Annotated in this window: 16 protein-coding genes; 15 read left to right on the top strand and 1 reads right to left on the bottom strand. The window is 52.8% G+C overall.

Annotation, left to right across the window (positions count from 1 at the left end; translation table 11 throughout):
* The first annotated feature begins 20 nt into the window (after positions 1-20).
* The 13 genes from FE848_RS00655 to FE848_RS00595 all read left to right on the top strand — a co-directional run bounded on the left by FE848_RS00655 (position 21) and on the right by FE848_RS00595 (position 13,311).
* Complete coding sequence (locus FE848_RS00655) at positions 21-1,169, top strand: ribonuclease D (protein WP_200200814.1); 1,149 nt, start codon at positions 21-23, stop codon at positions 1,167-1,169.
* Entirely contained in the window at positions 1,166-1,459 is a 294-nt protein-coding gene (locus tag FE848_RS00650; protein ID WP_200200813.1) for a YcgL domain-containing protein, read from the top strand. The genes FE848_RS00655 and FE848_RS00650 overlap by 4 nt, the downstream gene beginning before the upstream one ends.
* Positions 1,456-1,902, top strand: a complete 447-nt coding sequence (locus FE848_RS00645; RefSeq protein ID WP_200200812.1) for a YcgN family cysteine cluster protein — start codon at positions 1,456-1,458, stop codon at positions 1,900-1,902. Before FE848_RS00650 ends, FE848_RS00645 begins: the two co-directional genes overlap by 4 nt.
* The gene (locus FE848_RS00640; RefSeq protein ID WP_200200811.1) at positions 1,902-2,246 is read left to right on the top strand and encodes a hypothetical protein; all 345 of its coding nucleotides are present in this window, start codon (positions 1,902-1,904) and stop codon (positions 2,244-2,246) included. Before FE848_RS00645 ends, FE848_RS00640 begins: the two co-directional genes overlap by 1 nt.
* Before the next feature lie 30 nt (positions 2,247-2,276).
* A complete protein-coding gene (locus tag FE848_RS00635) occupies positions 2,277-4,313 on the top strand; it encodes a VWA domain-containing protein (RefSeq protein WP_200200810.1) in 2,037 nt (678 codons plus the stop codon).
* An 18-nt stretch (positions 4,314-4,331) separates the two neighbouring features.
* Positions 4,332-5,174 carry an AAA family ATPase gene (locus tag FE848_RS00630; protein WP_200200809.1) on the top strand — a complete coding sequence of 281 codons (843 nt, stop codon included), beginning with the start codon at positions 4,332-4,334 and terminating at the stop codon, positions 5,172-5,174.
* Positions 5,175-5,196: 22 nt separating this feature from the next.
* Positions 5,197-6,375 (top strand): vWA domain-containing protein, encoded by a 1,179-nt coding sequence (locus FE848_RS00625; RefSeq protein WP_200200808.1) that lies wholly within the window; start codon positions 5,197-5,199, stop codon positions 6,373-6,375.
* Positions 6,376-6,775: 400 nt separating this feature from the next.
* The gene (locus FE848_RS00620) at positions 6,776-7,273 is read left to right on the top strand and encodes a hypothetical protein (RefSeq protein ID WP_227714602.1); all 498 of its coding nucleotides are present in this window, start codon (positions 6,776-6,778) and stop codon (positions 7,271-7,273) included.
* A gap of 6 nt (positions 7,274-7,279) precedes the next feature.
* On the top strand, positions 7,280-8,617 hold the full coding sequence (locus FE848_RS00615; RefSeq protein WP_200200807.1) for a tetratricopeptide repeat protein: 1,338 nt from the start codon (positions 7,280-7,282) through the stop codon (positions 8,615-8,617).
* Positions 8,614-11,445, top strand: a complete 2,832-nt coding sequence (locus tag FE848_RS00610; protein WP_200200806.1) for a tetratricopeptide repeat protein — start codon at positions 8,614-8,616, stop codon at positions 11,443-11,445. Before FE848_RS00615 ends, FE848_RS00610 begins: the two co-directional genes overlap by 4 nt.
* Complete coding sequence (locus tag FE848_RS00605; protein WP_227714603.1) at positions 11,435-11,923, top strand: tetratricopeptide repeat protein; 489 nt, start codon at positions 11,435-11,437, stop codon at positions 11,921-11,923. Before FE848_RS00610 ends, FE848_RS00605 begins: the two co-directional genes overlap by 11 nt.
* Before the next feature lie 3 nt (positions 11,924-11,926).
* On the top strand, positions 11,927-12,301 hold the full coding sequence (locus FE848_RS00600) for a hypothetical protein (protein ID WP_200200805.1): 375 nt from the start codon (positions 11,927-11,929) through the stop codon (positions 12,299-12,301).
* On the top strand, positions 12,298-13,311 hold the full coding sequence (locus tag FE848_RS00595) for an AgmX/PglI C-terminal domain-containing protein (RefSeq protein WP_227715063.1): 1,014 nt from the start codon (positions 12,298-12,300) through the stop codon (positions 13,309-13,311). The genes FE848_RS00600 and FE848_RS00595 overlap by 4 nt, the downstream gene beginning before the upstream one ends.
* 17 nt (positions 13,312-13,328) lie before the next feature.
* Here FE848_RS00595 and FE848_RS00590 read toward each other — a convergent pair whose 3' ends face one another.
* Positions 13,329-13,820: a MaoC/PaaZ C-terminal domain-containing protein gene (locus tag FE848_RS00590; RefSeq protein WP_200200804.1), complete on the bottom strand. Its 492-nt coding sequence runs from the start codon at positions 13,818-13,820 to the stop codon at positions 13,329-13,331.
* A 186-nt stretch (positions 13,821-14,006) separates the two neighbouring features.
* Between FE848_RS00590 and FE848_RS00585 the strand changes: the two genes are divergently transcribed.
* On the top strand, positions 14,007-15,683 hold the full coding sequence (locus FE848_RS00585) for an AMP-binding protein (protein ID WP_200200803.1): 1,677 nt from the start codon (positions 14,007-14,009) through the stop codon (positions 15,681-15,683).
* Between the two features lie 5 nt (positions 15,684-15,688).
* Positions 15,689-19,429: an ATP-dependent RNA helicase HrpA gene (gene hrpA / locus FE848_RS00580; protein WP_320159490.1), complete on the top strand. Its 3,741-nt coding sequence runs from the start codon at positions 15,689-15,691 to the stop codon at positions 19,427-19,429.
* Positions 19,430-19,549 lie beyond the last annotated feature (120 nt).

Below are 19,549 nucleotides of genomic sequence, written 5' to 3'. Positions count from 1 at the left end.
CTTTTTGACTGGCCTTTTTTATGACACTTCCTGTAACCGCTATTGCCGTTCCTCCGGCACCTGAAACCATCACCTGGATTGCAAAACCGGAGGAGTTAAATGAATGGCTGGACAGTGCACCGGGGCTACCCCTTGTTCTGGACACTGAATTCGAGCGGGTAAGTACCTTTTATCCCATTCCCGGGCTGGTTCAACTTGGTCTTGGAGACAGTTTTTGTCTGGTAGATCCGGATGTGGCAGAGCGGTCCACCCGTTTCCGGGAAATTCTGGCTGAACCTTCGGTGACCAAGCTACTCTACGCGATGAGTGAAGATCTTGAGCTCTTTCGTGATTGGCTGGGGATTAACCCAAAGGGTGTCGTGGACCTGCAAATTGGGGCGGCAATGGCTGGCGCCGGCTTTTCACTGGGTTATGCGCGGTTGGTTGAAACATTGTTTGGCGAAGCGCTGGATAAATCTGTTACCCGGTCTGATTGGGTCTCTCGCCCCTTGAGCGAGGCCCAGCAGCGCTATGCCATTGAGGATATACGCTTTCTGGCACCCATGTACGAGTGGGTTAGCGCACACATGAGGGAGCGGGGCCTGGAGGCGGCGTTGGTGGAAGAATCTGCCCGCTTTGCAGAGGAACTCGCCGGGCAAGACGACCCGCACCATCATTATCTGCGTTTGCGAGGAGGCTGGGCTCTCACAGCCGAACAACAGTTTGTGCTGAAGGAATTGGTTATTTGGCGGGAACTGGAGAGCAGAGAGCGCAATCGCCCACGGGGTCGAGTGTTGGCAGACCCTCTGCTTATTGCAATTGCCGAGCGAATGCCCGGCAGCCTTAGCGAGCTTTCGGATATCCAGGGTGTGCCCGGTGGCGTGGTTCGGCGCTATGGCGAAGCGTTGCTCAAGCTTGTTGACGAGGGGCGTGGTGCTGATACCACCGGGCTCGATCGTATAGCGCCGCCGCTAACCAGGGAACAACAGGATTACTTTAAAGGCCTTAAGCGGTTTTTCAGGAAGGCGGCGGAAGCTGCTGATATTCCAATTGAATTGCTTGCGCCCAGGAAGCGGCTTGAGAAAGTTGTACAGGAAAGCAGCCTGGCTGGAAGCCCCTTTTTCCATGGCTGGCGCACGAGAATCCTTGCGCCGGTAATGAATGATATTGAGGATTACCTGCAATCATGAAAGATCGGGAGTTTGTGTCTGTTTTCAGGAGCAGCAAAAAAAACGATACCTATATGTTTGTTCGTCGCGGGCAGAAGTGGGAAGAGTTGCCTGAGAGCTTGAGATCCATTTTTGGCGCGCCTGTGCATTCAATGGATCTGATCATGACACCCGAGCGCAAACTGGCCAGAACCAGTGGTGAGCAGGTACTTAAGGCTATCGAAGAAAAAGACTTTTTTTTGCAGATGCCTGAAGAACAGGATTCTTACGTTGTGGATTTCCGCACTAAGCCGGGAATGAAACATTCATGATTGCGCAAATCCCGTTCTGGCAACGCAAACGCCTGAATGAGATGACGCAGCAGGAATGGGAATCTCTGTGCGATGGCTGCGGAAAGTGCTGCCTGAACAAGCTTGAAGATGAAGATACGGGTGAGGTGTACCACACGGATCTTGTTTGCCGATTCATGGATGAAGATACCTGCCGGTGCACGGTTTACCCCGACCGGCTTGAAAAAGTACCAGGCTGTACAGTGCTGACACCGGACAGTGTAAGCGATTACCATTGGTTGCCCCATACCTGTGCTTACCGCACTTTGGCTGAGGGCAGGCCGCTTGCCGATTGGCATCCGCTACGTAGTGGGAGCCCGGATACGGTACACGAAGCCGGTGTTTCCATACGCCACAAGGTAATCCGAGAGGATAAAGTGGCAGAAGAAAACTGGGAAGAACATATCATTCACTGGGTTCTGTAATGATCGATACTGACGCACAAACTGCTTACGCCGTCTTCTGGGCGGCTTATGTCATAGCATTCGCCGTGTTCTTTTACATGATGAAAAAGCTGTTCCGTTTTTTACCCTTGTACGGTTTGCGCACGCTGCTTCTCGCAGCTTTGGTTGCTGTGCTGCTGACGCCTGTAGAATCCCCGGAACTGGCCGGTTGGTGGATACCCGCGTGGCTTTTCGGTGGGTATGAACTGATTCTCGGTGATGCAGATAACGCAGGCCGGGCTTGGCTTAACCTGGGTATCGGGGGGCTGGCAATGCTGCTTGTCTGGATTCTGGACTTGGTTCGCTATCGCTTATCCCGGCGCTGAGAAACCCCACTCATTCCTCCGAGAACAACAATGCCAAGATTCCTTTCGCTGATTTTGTTTACTGCTTTGTGGTTGCCTGCAGCTTTGTGGGGACAAGAGGCCACAAAGCTGACTCTGCCAGAAAGCCCGGATGTCCGGATTATTGTCGACATCTCAGGCTCCATGAAAGAGACCGACCCAAATAACCTGCGCCAACCTGCCGTAAGGTTGCTGGCCAGGATTATCCCTGAGGGCAGTACCGCCGGTGTGTGGACCTTTGGTCAGTATGTCAACATGCTCGTTCCCCATGGCGAAGTGGACGATACCTGGCGCCAGCTGGCAATTGATCGTACGCAACAAATAAACTCTGTAGCCTTGCGTACTAATCTTGGTAAGGCTATTGAAGTTGCCAGCGACGATTATGTAACGGGTGGCACCCTCCAAAATACCCACTTCATCTTACTGACAGACGGTAAAGTGGATATTTCAGACACTGCCGAAGTAAATCAGGCTGAAGAGAAACGTATCCTTGGGAAACTGCTGGACAGCCTTGTGGCGAAAGGTGCTACCTTTCATCCGGTTGGCCTGTCGAATCAGGCTGATGCGGCATTCCTGAAAACCCTTGCAGAGAAATCAAACGGCAGTTTCCGCATTGTAGAATCAGCTGAATCCCTTAATCTGGCTTTTCTTGACGCCCTGAATACAGCCGCCCCCCAAGAGCAGATACCGATTGAAGGTAATGCGTTTACCGTCGATGCCGGGGTAAAAGAGTTCACCGCGCTGATCTTTCGTGGTGAAACGGCGTATTCGGAAGAGCGGGGTGAGAACGCGCCAGCTGTTCTGGAGTTGGTCAAGCCTGACGGTGAAACTCTTCTCTACTCTGCACAACCGGATAACGTACGTTGGGCCCGGGAAGCTGCATACGACCTGGTGACCATTACCGAACCAGACGCTGGTGAGTGGCGCGTAACCGGTGAACTGGGTGAGGGCAGTCGCGTTACCGTGGTCAGTGATCTGAGAATGGTGGTCAGCCCCATACCGGCAACCTTTACTGCCGAATCGCCTGTGGATATCCGGGTGGCATTCTTTGAAGAAGCAAAAAAATTAACCAATGCAGAATTTCTCAACGTATTGAGTGTAACGCTCAGCTTGACCTCTGAAGACGGCCGAAGCGGCAGAAAATCACTCTCAGCTGATCAGCCGCCTGCGGATGGTGAATACACGGATACCATCAGTAAGCTGCCGACCGAAGGCTTGTACCGCATAGATGTGGTTGCAGATGGCAAAACCTTCGCACGCAAATTTAGCGCTACAACTGAATTTATAGTGCCCACGGGAATGGTTGAATCCTCCATTGGGGCCCCGATAGATACAAGCATGGTTGAAGAGGTGGAAAATTTACCACCCGCGCCGGTGGCGGAACAGGCTGTCGAGCCCGAGCGGGCTGTGGAGCCTGAGGTTGCTGCTGAGCCGTCAGCACAAACAGACCCAGAACCTTTGGCTGAAGCTGAGCCTGAGGATGAGTCAGGTGAACTGCCAGTGCCGTTATGGATGATCGGCGCGGGTGCCGGATCTCTAGTGGTTCTCGCGCTGTTGATCTTCCTGCTGATGCGCAAGCGCCGCAGTGGATCGTCTGCTGATATGACAACCGATGAAGAAGCAGAAGGCTTGAATGAATTGCAACAGGAAATGGCCAATATCGAAGCGGAAACTCCGATAATAATGCCTGAGCCTGAGCCTGAGCCTGAGCCTGAGCCTGAGCCTGAGCCTGAGCCTGAGCCTGAGCCTGAGCCTGAGCCTGAGCCTGAGCCTGAGCCTGAGCCTGAGCCTGAACCTGAACCTGAACCTGAACCTGAACCAGTGCTTGAGCCGGAGCCTTTGCTTGAGCCAGAGGAAGAGGATATACCGGTTGCGGATACGTTAGTGGAGCCCGAAGAGGCAATTCCCGAGTTGACGGAACCGGCAGACGACGATGATGACGAAGAGTTCGGTCTGGATGATTTTGACCTGTCCGAATTTGACGATTTACCCGATTACGAATTACCTGATGATCTGGACGAAAAGCCAGATGATGAACAGAAAAAGTAACTAACAGGAACTCTACGCATGAAGTTTACCGGTACCGAAAATTATGTAGCCACCGATGACCTGCAAATGGCCGTGAATGCCGCCATTACGCTGCAACGTCCACTGCTGATCAAAGGCGAGCCCGGCACCGGCAAAACCCTGCTGGCGGAAGAGATGGCCAGCTCGCTTGGCATGAAGTTGATTCCCTGGCACATCAAATCAACCACCAAGGCTCAGCAGGGATTGTATGAATACGATGCGGTATCCCGCTTGCGGGATTCCCAGTTGGGTGATGAGAAGGTCAAAGACATCAGCAACTATATCGTTAAGGGCAAGCTTTGGGAGGCTTTTGAAGCCGACGAGCAGGTTGTTCTGTTGATTGATGAGATTGATAAGGCAGATATCGAGTTTCCCAACGACCTTCTGTTGGAACTCGATCGCATGGAGTTCTACGTTTACGAAACCCAGCAGTTCGTAAAGGCCAAGAAGCGTCCGATCATCGTGATCACCAGTAACAACGAAAAAGAACTGCCAGATGCATTTTTGCGCCGTTGTTTCTTCCACTACATCAGCTTCCCGGATCACGACACCATGAAGAGTATCGTGGATGTTCACTTCCCGGGTATTCAGCAGCAGGTAGTGAAAGACGCACTGGAAGTCTTCTTTGATGTGCGCAAGGTACCGGGCCTGAAGAAAAAGCCCTCCACCTCAGAATTGATTGACTGGCTTAAGCTACTGATGGCAGACGAATTGACCGCCAAGATGTTACAGGAAAAGGACAGCAGCTCAGCGCTACCACCTCTGTACGGTGCTCTGGTTAAGAACGAACAAGACGTACACCTGCTGCAAAAGTTAGCATTTATGGCCCGCCGTCGCGGCTGAAATTCGGCAAGAGTGCGGTTTTATGTTGATTGATTTCTTTCTCGAAGTGCGGCGGGCCAAGGTGCCTGCCAGCCTGCGTGAATTCCTCGATCTGCTGGAGGCGTTACAACAGCGCCTGGCATTTGCGGATATGGAAGAGTTCTATTACCTCGCGCGTTTGTGCCTTGTGAAAGACGAGCGCCACTTCGACAAGTTTGATCTGGCCTTCAAATCCTATTTTGAAGGCATCGAGCATCTTGATCAGATGCTGGAAGCACTGATTCCCGATGATTGGTTGCGTGCCGAGTTCGAGAAAAACCTGACAGAAGAGGAAAAGGCCAAGATTGATTCTCTGGGTGGCCTCGAAGAGCTGATTGAAACCTTCAAAAAACGCATGGAAGAGCAAAAAGAGCGCCATGCGGGCGGTAACAAGTGGATTGGTACCGGTGGTACATCACCCTTTGGTGCCGATGGATACAACCCTGAAGGTTTCCGTATTGGTCAGAAAAAAGGCCGTCACGGCCGTGCAGTCAAAGTTTGGGAAAAACGCGAATTCAAGGATCTGGACGACAGTGTCACCCTTGGTATCCGTAACATCAAGGTAGCGCTCAGACGCCTACGCAAGTTCGCCCGCCAAGGCGCAGCAGATAAGCTTGATCTGGACGATACCATTCGGTCAACGGCCAGAAACGCGGGGTATCTGGATCTGAAAATGGTTCCGGAGCGCCATAATGCGGTAAAGGTGCTGATATTTTTCGATGTGGGTGGTTCCATGGACCCCCACGTTCGGGTGTGTGAGGAGCTGTTCTCCGCTGCGCGCATGGAGTTCAAGCACATGGAGTATTTCTACTTTCACAACTTCGTTTATGAAAGTTTGTGGAAGAGCAATATACGGCGCATGAACGAGACAACCAGCACCTGGGACATCCTTCATAAGTATTCGCCAGACTACAAGGTTATCTTCGTGGGCGATGCCACCATGGCACCCTATGAAATTTCCCATGCTGGCGGTTCTATTGAGCACTGGAACGAAGAGGCTGGTGCGACCTGGTTTCAGCGCATCAGTGAGCATTTCCGCAAGGTGGTGTGGATCAACCCGTTACCCGAAGGCTATTGGGGAACCGGCGGTTCTCTGGGAATGACCAGGCAATTGGTAAATAACCATATGTATCCGCTCACTGTGGAGGGGCTGGAGTCGGCCATGAAGCATTTGAGCAAATAAAAAAGCCGATGCGGTTGAGACATCGGCAAAGCTCGGCATATCAAGCGGGGGCGTTAACAACGTATCCCCGCTTTTTATTAGCAGCAAATATAGGGCCAGAAATATAAATCTGAAAATATACAGATAGTTATCAATTGATTGAGCCCTTGCTTCGTTACGTTTCCCTCAATGGCCAAATGTCCTGTGTCAAATAACTCGACGCTTTCCACGCAAGCAATCCGATAGTTAGGCTGGGGCGCCGGGTTTCCGATTTGGTGATCTGCATACCGTTCTTGCCGGTTACCAAGTGTTACTCTTCCTGTCAGCTTGTAACTGAGACGGTGGGAGTAATAGGCTTATGTTCGGCCTGAACAAAACACAAGGATGCCGGCGCGGCCAGGGGAGTGGATTCGTTAAGGCAATGAGTGCAAGCCTCCTCGTGATGTTGCTGATTGGGTTGAACCCGGTTGCAGCTTCACCCCTCGATGATGAAATCGAAACACTCAAAGCCGAAACCTCCGCTACCGCAAAAGATATGGTCACGCTCGAGCAAAAAGTGCGACAGCTGGTTGATACCCGTGTTTCGGTGTTTCTGACGCTAGGCAGCCGGGACGGGCTGGATCTGGATTCGGTGGAGTTGTTTGTTAACGGAAAACCTGCGGTTTCTCATCTTTACACGCCCGCCGAAAGCAGGTCGCTGAAACAGGGCGGAATTCAGCAGTTGTTCATGGGTAATCTGGTCAATGGCGCTCACGAACTGCAGGCGGTGATTACGGCCCGGGCAGCCAATGACCGTTTTGTGCGCAGAGAATCCTCCCACAGTTTCAAGAAGCGGCCGGGTGAGCTCCGTTTGGAGATGGCTCTGGAAGCCAATGCGCCCGATTACGAACCCCGTGTTTCATTTATTGAGTGGAAGTAGCCAGTCATGAGGGTGTTCTTGCTGAACTATGTCGTGCTTCCCACTTTCCTGTTCGGCATACTGCTGGCACCAGCCCACGCTGCCCAGCCTGATCCCTCGGGACTTAAGGCGGGCCTTGATCAGTTTGCTCAGGCCGCTACTAGCTGGAATCCAGGCTCTCAAGCCGATACCGCCCCAAAATCAAATCAGCAAAAACTTTACGAAAAAGCCGAAGCTGCCCGGACCCGCGGCGATGCTGAAGGTGCAGGCAAAATCCTTGCGACAATGGATGAGGGTTACTGGTCAGCGGTTGGCTATCTTAACCTTTCGGCGGATTATGCCCGCAACGATCTGAAACCTTCACGCGCGCTTGTCGCGCTGCGTGTGGCCCTGGCGATGGCTGATAAAGACACGGATGTTCACAGAAAATCAGCACTGCGCAGCCGTATCCTTCTGCGCGCCGGGTACCTTGCCTACACAAGCGCGGATTATGAGAAGGCCATTGGCTTCCTTGAAAAAATACCACTCGATAGCCACAAAACGCCCCAGGCGCTTTATTTGCACGGTTTGGCACTGGCGGAGCAAGGCAATCACCGAGCCGCGATGCAGAGCTGGCACCGAGCTAAAAAATATCCATTGGCATACCCGGGGGTTGCTTACGCCTGGATAGGCATGGGGCGCGGTTATGACCTCTCAGGGTATCTTGGGCAGGCCGGCGAAGCCTACCTGGCAGCAAATGCAGCCTACGAGGGCGAGCGGGTTACTTTGCGTGCCTTGGCTACCCAGATTGAGGATCAGGGTGCTTACAAGGCACTGGTACTGGATGCGAGAAGTCAGAATACAGCTGCCGCAGGAGCCGGAAGGGCAGGGTCTGGTAAAACAACCTTGGGCAGCCCGAAGGTGGAATGGTTTCTTGCTGACAGTCGCACGCTAACCCAGCCACGCATGGCCTATTTACTGACCATGATGGAACAGCCGGCTGCACAGTTAGCGGTCGACCGGGTTGCAAAACTGGCACAAATAGCGGCTGATCTCGAACGCAACGCGCAGGATCTTGGTGTATTTATTAGCGCCTTAACTGAGGAGCTTGATAAACCCGGAAGTGTGACAGATAGGCGCTCTGACAACCTGCGAGGATTGCTCGCTGACAGCGATGAACTGCGTAACAAGACGCTTGCACACCTCGAATCCGTTTCGGCTTTACGTATTCAAGCTGAAAACTTGTTGGATCGCCTTGCACTGGATTTTGTTGCCGCGCAAGATCAAAAAATGGTGTATGCCCTGGATAAAACCGAGCAGCAGATTGCCCATCTTTATGAATACCTGGCATTGCAGGAACTGGATTCCGGGGAGCAAACGCGATGAAAGGTTTAAAGGCTTTGCTTCTGCCTTTTTGTTTGTTCTGTGGTGTGGCCAGCGGGCAGGAATCGTTTCGTGTAGAGCTGGGAAAAGACGGCGAAACCATTGCAGATATGCGTCCGGTGTTTCTGAAGTTCGAAACCAGGCCGCTTCCGGCGATTTCACCAGCCGAGGTTGCCAGGCGCTATCAGAAACTGTTCAGCACAACGGATGAGCCGTCTGTACGAGTGGATGCATTAAACCGCCTTACCAATATTCGCGATCGCTCCGGCCAGGACATAGGGTTCAGTCCTGCTGAAGAAGCGGTAGTGTATCAGCAGGCCATCGAAAGTTATGAATCCATTCTTGAGCGGGGAGCGTTTGGCGGTCGCCTGGACGAGCTTCTATATCAGATGGCCAAAGCCCATGCTCTGACCGGTCAAAACGAGGCGTCTGTCAAACGCCTTCAACAGTTGGTGGGTCTCTACCCGGATTCAGCTCTGGTACCTGAGGCTCGGTTCCGGGTTGCAGAGTCGGCGTTTGCTGCAGGTAGCTATATAGAAGCTGAGTCGGGATACCGCAATCTCGTTGACGGCAAAGCTGATGCTGGCGACTTGAGAAATAAAGCTCGCTATATGCTCGGATGGTCGCTCTACAAGCAAGGGCCACATGCCTGGGAACGCGCTGGAAAGCGATTTGTGGCGGTTCTTGACGAGTCCTTGCCAAACACTGAAAGCCTGCATCAAGTGTCTGAATCCAATGTGGATAGTATTGACGACACGCTTCGCATACTTGCGCTGATGGCCAGCCAGCGCAATGGCGCAGAAACCTTGATGGCTTGGTTACAGCCGACACCTTTGCGCTCATGGACTCCGCTGGCGTTTGATCGCCTTGCGGATTTCTATGCGGTGCAAGGTAACGCAGAGGAAAGTGTAGCCACTAACCGCGCTTTTGCGACTTACTTCCCCTCACACCCCCAGCGTGCCGGCTTCATGGCGCAGGTGGTTGATGTATGGAACCAGGCCAGCCAGCCGGTAAAAGCCAGAGCGGCCATGGCTGACTATGTTGCGCTGTTTGATAATCAAAGCGATTACGCCGCTCTTGAGGAACGCTACCGTACAAAATGGCGGGATTTCAGTCGGGTTCTCGCTGATTTTTACTACACGGAGGGCGGTGCAGGGAGTGGCAGTGTTGCTGCCCGTAACTATGCCTCAGCCGCTACCTACTATGAAGGTTTGGCAAGCCGCAGCCCGGCGGCCGGAGAGTTCTACCGACTTGCTGGCGATGCGTGGCTGCAGGCCAAAGCATATCCTGCCGCCCTTAAAAATTATCGGTTTGCTGCCTACGATGTACCGGGTTACGAACACACGGCAGATGCTGGGTGGGCAGCAGTTGCCCTGATCAGGGCAGGTGTTAGTGGTGAACTGGCGCCTTCGGAATACAGGCCGGACCTGAACGAACTCGCCGTCGAAACGGATCGGTTCACGGCGCAGCATGGTGCTGATCCTCGCGCACCAGAGTTGCTCGCCTATGTGGCAAACCGTTGGCTTGAGGCAGGCAATGATGAACAGGCTTTGAACTATGCTGTGCGAGCCGTTATCCACGAACAGTCCGGGCCCAAAGTGCGCTACGCCGGATGGCTGGTTACGGCACAGGTGCGTCAAAATATGTTGGAGTACGGCCTTGCCGAAAGAGCTTGGCGTGAGGCCTTGGCATTGGCTGCCGGTGAATCCGCAACCGCCGCCATGAAACAGGAAATGCCGGAACTGCAACAGCAACTTGCTACCGTGATCTATCGCCAGGGTGAGCAGGCTGCTGAAGCTGGTAAGCCTGCGATAGCAGTTGCGCACTTTCAGCGCATTGAGACGGTATTGCCTGGTTCTGAAATAGCTATAAAAGGGCGTTTTGATGCGGCGAATACGCTGCTCAGAGCATCAGAATGGCAGCCCGCAATCAACGAGCTAAACCGTTTCAGAGCAGATTACTCAAGCCACGCCTTGGCATCAGATATCAGCGAGAAATTGGTGTTGGCCTACACGGCTTCAAGCCAACCCGTTCGCGCAGCCGGAGAACTGATGGATATGGCGGATGGGTATATTGATATCGGCCAGTCAATTGCCACGGGTGAAGGTGCTTTGTCCTACCGGCTTCGGGCTGCGGAATTGTTCCATGCGGCAGAAGCAAATGATCAGCGCGATGCCATATACATAGATTACCTTGCATCAAGCCCTGTAGCTGAAGATGCCGAGGAACACATTCGCCTGCAGACTATGCGTCAGCGCTTGATAGAGTCCGGTAGTCGTACAACACAGTGGCGCGTTGACCTGGTTTCTGCTGAGCTGCAAAGCCGGTGGCACTCAGAGCAAACCTTGCAGTGGGCAGCACAGGGTGCACTGACTCTTGGTGCTGAAGCCGCTAGAGAGTTTGCTGGAATTGAACTCGATATACCGCTTGAGAAATCACTGGCCGATAAACAGGTGGCCATGGAAAGAGCGCAAACCTATTTCCGCAATGCAGAATCTCTTGGAGGTTCTGAGGTTTTACCTGAGTCCCTGTATCGCAGGGCCGAGCTTCACCGCATTATGGCTAGTGATCTCATGGCGTCAACACCACCGCCTGAGTTGAATGAACTCGAGCAGATGCAATACGCCATGCTGCTGGAAGAAGAAGCCTACCCATTTGAAGAGCGTGCGATTGCATTGCACTCTGAAAACCACCAAGGGATTGCGACCAATGGTTTCAATGCCTGGGTGGAAAAGAGTCTGAATGTTCTTGCTGAGTTGCACCCTGGCCGTTATCAGCGGTCTATGCGTTGGATGAGTGTGTCAGTTGAGGGAGGCAATGATGGTGCGTGAAACTTTCCGTCGGCTTTGGGTTATGAGCTTTCTGGTTGGCTCAGCGGCTGCGCTATTCGGCTGTGCTTCAACACCTGTGGAACCAGTGAGCAAACCGCCTGTGCTATATCCTCAGCAGGCTCAGGTACATGTTCAACAAGGCGCCATCGCCTACGAGCAAGGAGATATTTCAGCGGCGATAGAGGCCTGGAATCTAGCGGTTGAACTTAATCCGGCCGATGCGGTGATCGTGAATAACCTGGCCCTGCTGCTGAAACAAAAAAACCGTTTCGATGAGGCCGCTGCATTGCTTGAGAATGGGCTTAAGCTCTCACCGGAGGTTGCGGAACTGCATTACAACCTGGCGGTCATTTCCGAACTCTATTTGCTGGATCTCGACAGAGCACTTGTCCATTACCAGCGCTATCAAGGGCTTTCTGCTGATGAAGATAAAAAAGTAACCGGATGGATTGCAGATCTGGAAAGGAGGCTGGATTAAATCATGATCAGTTTTTTCCCCCTGTTACGCCGGGTTGGCCCTATTTGTCTGTCCGGCATATTTGCCTTGATTACACCTGTTCTTTGGGCGGCCTCTGGGTCAGGCAGTGAGGCGCAGCTAAAAGGTGTCAAAAGTAATTCACCAGCACGCTTGAGCATCGAAGGTATTTCCGCAAATGTCGGAGAGGATGAGCCGCGGGTGTTGACGATACTGCCCTGGCGAGCCCCTACCTTGCCGCGCCGACCAAGGGCAGAACTGGAAAGCACCGCACCGGAACTGGTTGAGCCACTGGATGCCCTTGTGCTTGAGCGTCATCGGATATTTCGTCAGAACCTGGGTGTTGCTAACTCTGGCGGACAGCCCGGTGCACGGCGATGACAGCTATGAACGCAATGCCAGCCAGCAGTAGTATTGGCCTGACCAATACTTTGGGTAATGTGGCTTTGTCTTCGCTATCCTGGAGTAAGGAAAAGGGCGAACGCTTGCGTCTTACCGTGATCACGGTGGTGGCGCTTTTGCTTTTCGTTCCATTGGCAGCCGTGATTACGACAACAGATGTACCTGAGCCCGCGCGGGAAAAAGCTGAAAGTGTGCCTCCCCAGCTTGCCAAGCTGCTTGTAAAGCCGGAGCCAATAACGAAGCCTGCGCCCAAACCTGTTGAAGAAATTGCGCCGCCAGAGCCAGTCCCTGAGCCGGTGAAGCCCGAAGCCCAGGTGGTAAAGCCCGTTGTGAAACCTATACCCGCACAACCTTCGCCAATCCCGGTAAGCCAGAGCGTGGAGCAGGCAAGGGAAAAAGCATCCCGATCCGGTTTGTTAAATATGAGAGATCGCCTGGCCTCTATGCGCCAGCCAGCAGCTGCAGCTGCCCCTGTGATTCAGGCCAACACAGGACATATGGCAAGCGCTGGAAGCCGCGCTAAGGCTGGGGCAATACCGGATAGCAATGCACTAAAAACCAGCGGTGGTGTAAGCGATGCACAGGCACCAGAAGTTGAAGTTGCGGTTGCCGGGCACGAAGTAAGGAAGGTGGAGGCTGCTCGGGAACCAGCGCCGGTTGTGGCAAGCGCCCCAGCTCGCAAGCAGACGCCTGCGGTGGGTGAGCGGGCAATGAGTAACATCCGCCAGGTATTTGACTCAGGCAAAACAGCTCTGTACTCCCTTTATCAAAGAGAGTTGCGACAGGACCCAACCTTGGCCGGTAAAGTTTTGCTTGAGCTGGTAATACAGCCAGATGGCTCAGTGTCTGCCTGCAAGGTTGTAAGCTCAGAGCTTGATAACCCGGCCCTGGAGCAAAAGCTTGCAATGCGGGTGCGCCTTTTTAACTTTGGCGCCGCTAATGTGGAAGCCCGAAAGGTTAGATTTCCGATTGATTTTCTTCCGGGCTGAGGTTGTATAAAGAGTAGTCAGTCGTAGCCATCTATGGTGATTTTTGGCAGTGTTGGCTTATAAAGGTCAACCTTTTCCGTCGGGGCAATCACTTTGGCTTCACCGGTAACTACTTTTTGATCATTCTGGTTTATCACATCGCACTGAAAGACCACCCGGTTTTTGGGCTCTTTTCTTAGTACCGTAAGATTAACAGTAAGCGTGTCGTCCAGTTTTACCGGGCGTTTGAATGAAAGGCTCTGTTCCAGATACACCGTGCCCGGGCCAGGCATAACGGTGGCAAGCGCTGCAGAAATCAAGGATCCACTCCACATACCGTGGGCGATACGCTCTCCGAACATAGAGCTCGCAGCATATTCAGGGTCCAGGTGTACCGGGTTAAAATCTCCCGATACAGCGGCGAACAGCACCAGTTCTTTTTCTGTTAGTGATCGCGTAAACGTTGCTGTATCGCCCTCGTTGAGCTCGTTGTAGGTAATGTTTTCAAGCGTATCAAAGGTGTCGCTCATCATCTGCTCCATGATCAAGGCGTGTTAGTACTGGTCTTTGGGGTTGGCGTTTGAAACTACCTCAACGTTACCAAAACTGCTATTCTCTCCCAACTTTTTTAAGGCTGATACTTATGTCGAGTTGACCAGGCTGGCGCTCGATGTTCGTGAATCACTATAAACAGAAGCGCCAGACAGGAGATGGTGATGGATTTCGAGAAGTTCTATCAAGACAAATACCCTGCCAGTGTTCCCCGTGAGGTGGATCTGAACAAATACAGCAGCATGGTGGATGTATTTGAGCAGGCGGTTAAAAAATACGCTGACCGCCCAGCATTCAGTGCTGTTGGTGCAACTCTGACCTATCGCGATCTGGACACCCAAACACGTAACTTTGCTGCCTGGTTGCAAAATAACACCGATCTTAAACCTGGCGATCGTATTGCCGTACAAATGCCCAACCTGGCTCAGTATCCGGTTGTTGTGTTTGGTGCCATGCGTGCCGGCTTGATCGTGGTTAACACCAACCCGCTTTACACCACGCGCGAGATGGAACACCAGTTTAACGATTCTGGTGCCAAAGCACTGGTAGTGCTTGCCAACATGGCTGAAAGCGCTGAAAAAGTGCTGCCTCAAACCAGTATTGAGCATGTAATCGTTACTGAAATTGCTGATATGCATTCGCCCATCAAGCGTACTCTGATGAACGCGGTTGTGAAGCATGTGAAGAAGATGGTGCCGCCTTTCAACATCCCTCAGGCCCACAAATTGCCGGCTGTACTCAGCGCTGGCGCCCGGGAGACGTTTACTCCGGTTCAGGTTAAATCTGACGATATTGCTGTGCTTCAGTACACCGGTGGCACAACTGGCGTGGCCAAGGGAGCCATGCTCACTCACGCTAATCTGGTGGCGAACCTTCTGCAGGTTCGCCCGATGATGGAAGACACGGTTATAGAAGGGCAGGAGGTCGTTATTGCACCGCTGCCCCTGTACCACATTTATTCGTTCACCCTGAACTGCGGCATTATGCTCGAGGCCGGTGGCCACAACATTCTGATCCCGAATCCCCGTGATATACCAGGCTTCGTGAAAGAGTTGAAGAACCATAAGTTCACCGCGTTCCTCGGGCTGAACACACTATTTGTTGCGCTGTGCAATAACGAGGAATTCCAGAGCCTCGATTTCAGCCATCTTAAACTCACATCTTCTGGCGGTATGGCACTTACCAGTGACACCGCAAAAATGTGGGAGCGTGTAACCGGCTGTCCTATCTCCGAAGGCTACGGTATGACAGAAACCTCGCCCGTCGTTACCTTTAACCCTCGTAGTGCCATTCAGTTGGGAACCATTGGCTTGCCGGTACCATCAACGTCGGTGAAAACCATTGATGATGAAGGCAAAGAAACAAAGCTGGGTGAGCCCGGCGAGCTTTGCGTGAAAGGCCCTCAGGTTATGCGTGGTTATTGGCAGCGGCCGGAGGATACCCGCAAATCTTTCACTGAAGACGGCTATATTCAGACTGGCGACGTTGCTGTGATCCAGGAAGATGGCTATATCCGTATCGTCGATCGCAAGAAAGACATGATTATCGTTTCCGGGTTTAACGTGTACCCGAACGAGATTGAAGATGTAGTAAGCAGCCACCCGAAGGTGGTTGAGTGTGCAGCAGTGGGTGTTCCCGATGCCAAGAGTGGCGAAGCGGTCAAGGTGTACCTGGTTGCTTCAGCTGAGGGTGTCACTGAAAACGAACTTAAAGAATTCTGCCGTGAGCGACTGACAGCCTATAAGGTGCCTCGCTTCTTTGAATTCCGCGATGAGCTTCCGAAAACAAACGTAGGTAAAATCCTGCGCCGTGAGCTGCGCGACGAACCAGGTAATAAGTAATAACGGTGACATCAAGAGCTGATATCCGGGCGGCCCTGCACAAACCGATCAGTTTTCCGGCAGGGTTGCCGGTTTCTGATCGTGTGGATGACATCCGCGAAGCGATTGAGAACCATCAGGTTGTCATCGTTGCAGGTGAGACCGGATCGGGTAAAACCACTCAAATACCCAAAATCTGCATGAATATGGGCCGCGGCATTCGCGGCCTTATCGGCCATACCCAGCCAAGACGTATTGCCGCCCGCAGTGTCGCAGCTCGAATTGCCGAAGAGCTTGGCGAGCAGGTAGGCAATCAGATTGGCTACCAGGTACGTTTTACCGATAACACCTCAGAGCAGACCCGTGTCAAAGTCATGACCGACGGGATTTTGCTGGCAGAGATTCAGCACGATCGCTTCCTCAAGCGCTACGACACGCTGATTATCGATGAGGCCCACGAACGTAGCCTGAACATCGACTTTCTGTTGGGTTATCTCAAACAGCTTCTGCCCAAACGTCCTGACCTCAAAGTTATTATCACCTCTGCGACCATTGAAGTGGAACGCTTCAGCGAATTCTTCAACAAGGCCCCGGTACTGGAAGTTAGCGGACGTACCTTTCCTGTGGATATCCAGTACCGTCCATTAACAGGTGATGAAGACGATCGGGACCAAGGCTGGAACGATGGCGTGCTGGCGGTAATGGACGAAATCGAACAGCATGAGCGCAGTGCCAAGCTGCCGCCGGGAGATGTGCTTATATTTCTGCCAGGCGAGCGCGAAATTCGTAACATGAGCAAGATGTTGCGACATGCGGAGCTCAGGCACACCGAAGTGCTTCCTCTGTATTCCCGGCTGAGCAATCAGGAACAAAACCGGGTATTCCAGAATCACAGTGGCCGCAGAATAGTGCTTTCCACCAACGTGGCAGAAACCTCACTTACAGTGCCGGGGATCCGCTATGTTATCGACGCCGGTGTGGCACGTCTTAGCCGGTATAGTGTTCGATCCAAAATTCAGCGCCTCCCCATTGAGCCGGTTTCTCAAGCCAGTGCAAACCAGCGGGCAGGGCGCTGTGGCCGGGTTGCGCCGGGTATCTGTTTTCGGCTGTACGACGAAGCCGATTTTCTCAACAGGCCCGAATACACAGATCCTGAAATTCTTCGCACCAATCTGGCAGCGGTAATTCTGCAAATGGCCACTTCCGGCCTGGGTGAAATCCGCCACTTCCCGTTTATAGAAGCGCCCGATAAACGCCTGATTAATGATGGCTATAAGCTACTAGAAGAGCTTAGTGCGGTAGACGGCAAGCGCCGGGTCACAAAGCTTGGTCGCACTATGTCCAAGCTGCCGCTGGACCCGCGCCTTGCCAGAATGCTGGTAACTGCCGCAGACCACGGTAGTCTCGCAGAAACTCTGGTGATTATTGCCGGGCTAACGGTTCAGGACCCCAGAGAGCGGCCACAGGACAAACAGCAAGCGGCCGATCAGGCCCATGCGCCTTTCAATGATAAAGAGTCCGACTTTGTTACCTTGCTGAATATCTGGAATTTCTACGAAGAGCAGCGCCAGGAATTGAGTCAGAATCAGCTGAAAAAGCTATGCCAGAAGAGTTTTCTGAGCTGGATGCGTATGCGGGAATGGCGAGATATTCACCGACAACTCACCCTGATTTGCCGAGAGCAAAAGCTGGCTCTCAACAAAGAGGCTGCCTCCTATGAAGCCATGCACAAGGCGATTCTGGCGGGACTTCTGGGCCAAGTAGCCACCAAGGTGGAGAAAAAAGAATACCTCGCCACTCGCAATCGCAAAGTGATGATCTTCCCGGGCTCAAAAGTGTCCAAAACCGGGCCCAAGTGGATTGTGGCCACTGAAATTGTGGAAACCAGCCGAGTATTTGCTCGTATGGTGGCGGCGATTCAGCCTGAGTGGATAGAGCCGCTCGCCGGCCACGTGGTGAAGCATCATTATTTTGAACCCCACTGGGAGCAGAAGAGAGCCCAGGTGATGGGGTATGAAAAAGTTACCCTTTATGGCCTTGATGTGGTGCCCAAGCGCAGCATCGCCTTCAGCAAAATAGACCCGATTGAATGCCGCAACCTGTTTATTCGCCACGCCTTGGTGGAAGGCGATTACCGTTCGAAAGCGCCGTTCATTGCGCGCAACCGGGAGATGCTCACCAGTGTCGAAAACCTCGAGAGCAAAACCCGTCGGCGGGATCTGCTGGTAGACGATGAAGTGCTGGTCAGCTTTTATGACGAGCGCTTACCGGCAGAGATTGTTAGCGGTCGCCATTTTGAAAACTGGTGGAAAGGCCTGACGGCGGAAGAACTGCGTAACCTTGAGCTGACCGAAGAAGACGTGTTGCAGCGCCCGGTAGATGCTCAGGCTGCCGAACTCTACCCGGATTTTCTGGAGTGGGAAGGGGTTCGTTACCCTCTCAGTTATGAGTTTGAGCCTACCAGTGAGCGGGACGGCGTTACCCTCCACGTTCCGCTTATGGCACTCCGTCAGATTCCCTCCCGACGCCTGGAATGGCTGGTGCCCGGGCTTTTAAGGGAGAAATGCATAGCGCTGGTAAAAGGGCTTCCAAAAGCCCTGCGGCGCAATTTCGTGCCAGTGCCAGATTTTGTTGATGCCGCCGTTGCCAACTTACAGCCTTCCAATGAGCCTTTGGCTCTGCAATTGGGAGAGCAATTGCGCCGAATGACAGGTGTGCGTATTGATCCCGAAATCTGGCCTCGGGACGAACTTCCAAGGCACTTGCGAATGAATCTGAGGGTGCTCGGGGATGGTGGCAAGGTGATAGCTGAAAGCCGCGAAGCTACCACACTTCAGGATCAGCTTGAAGGACGGGCCGAGGCGGCACTGGCATCAGCAACCAGCGAAGCTACTAATAAAAAGCCTGCCCTCGAATACCCCGAGTGGGAATTTGGCGAGTTGCCCGCCAAAGTTCAAACTGAAAAGGGCGGTATGCAGATAACGGTGTATCCGGCGCTTGAGGATTTGGGCAAATCGGTGAAGGAAATTCGTTGTCTTGATCGGCTCACTGCAGAGGATACAACCCGTAAGGGTGTTGCACGTCTTATTCTCAATCGGTTTGGCAATACGCTGGACGATCTGGAGCGCAAACTCCCGCGGTTTAAACAATCGGCTTTGATGTTTGCGCCCATTGGCAAGGCAAAGTTACTTCTCGACGATCTGCTTTTATCGACGGTAATGGCGCATTTTTTAAACGATCAGATGCCCGATTCCCGGGCGGCATTTGATGAGCTGTTTGACCGGCACAGGGGGGATTTTATACCGGCCCTTGAGCAAGCCGACGAGCGTCTGTTTCAGGCTATGACGGGCTACCAAGAAATCGCAAAGAAGCTGAAAGGCAAAATCAATCTCGCCTTGGCCAACAGCATGTCGGACTTGAAGTTTCAGCTGCAGAATCTTGTTTATCCGGGTTTTCTGGTTGCTACACCGCCTGAGTGGTTAGCAGAGTTTGGCCGCTATTTTGAAGCTGCCCTGGCAAGGCTTGAAAAAATGCCGAGAGAAATGGGCCGTGAAAGAGAGTTCCTGCATGTGATGGAACCGCTTTGGGGCCGTTATGCGAGCAAGCGGGATGAACAGCAAAGGCAAGGAGTACGGGACCCGGAATTGGTTATTTACCGCTGGATGCTGGAGGAGTTTCGCGTATCGTTTTTTGCTCAGCAATTGGGCACTGTTATGACGGTATCCGCCAAGCGCCTTGATAAACAATGGCAGCTAACTCGCGTGTGACAAACGAATCCCCGCGTTTGCGAGTCCAGGCGGGGCGGGCAAATTCTGCGGACTGTGTTAGTATTTCTGATAGAGCAATTTACCTGTCTTCTTATTTTCATATTCATGACGTGGGGTTAG

The organism is Marinobacter sp. 1-3A, from assembly GCF_016597775.1.
GTDB lineage: Bacteria > Pseudomonadota > Gammaproteobacteria > Pseudomonadales > Oleiphilaceae > Marinobacter > Marinobacter xiaoshiensis.
This window is presented reverse-complemented; position numbering and strand designations above follow the sequence as displayed.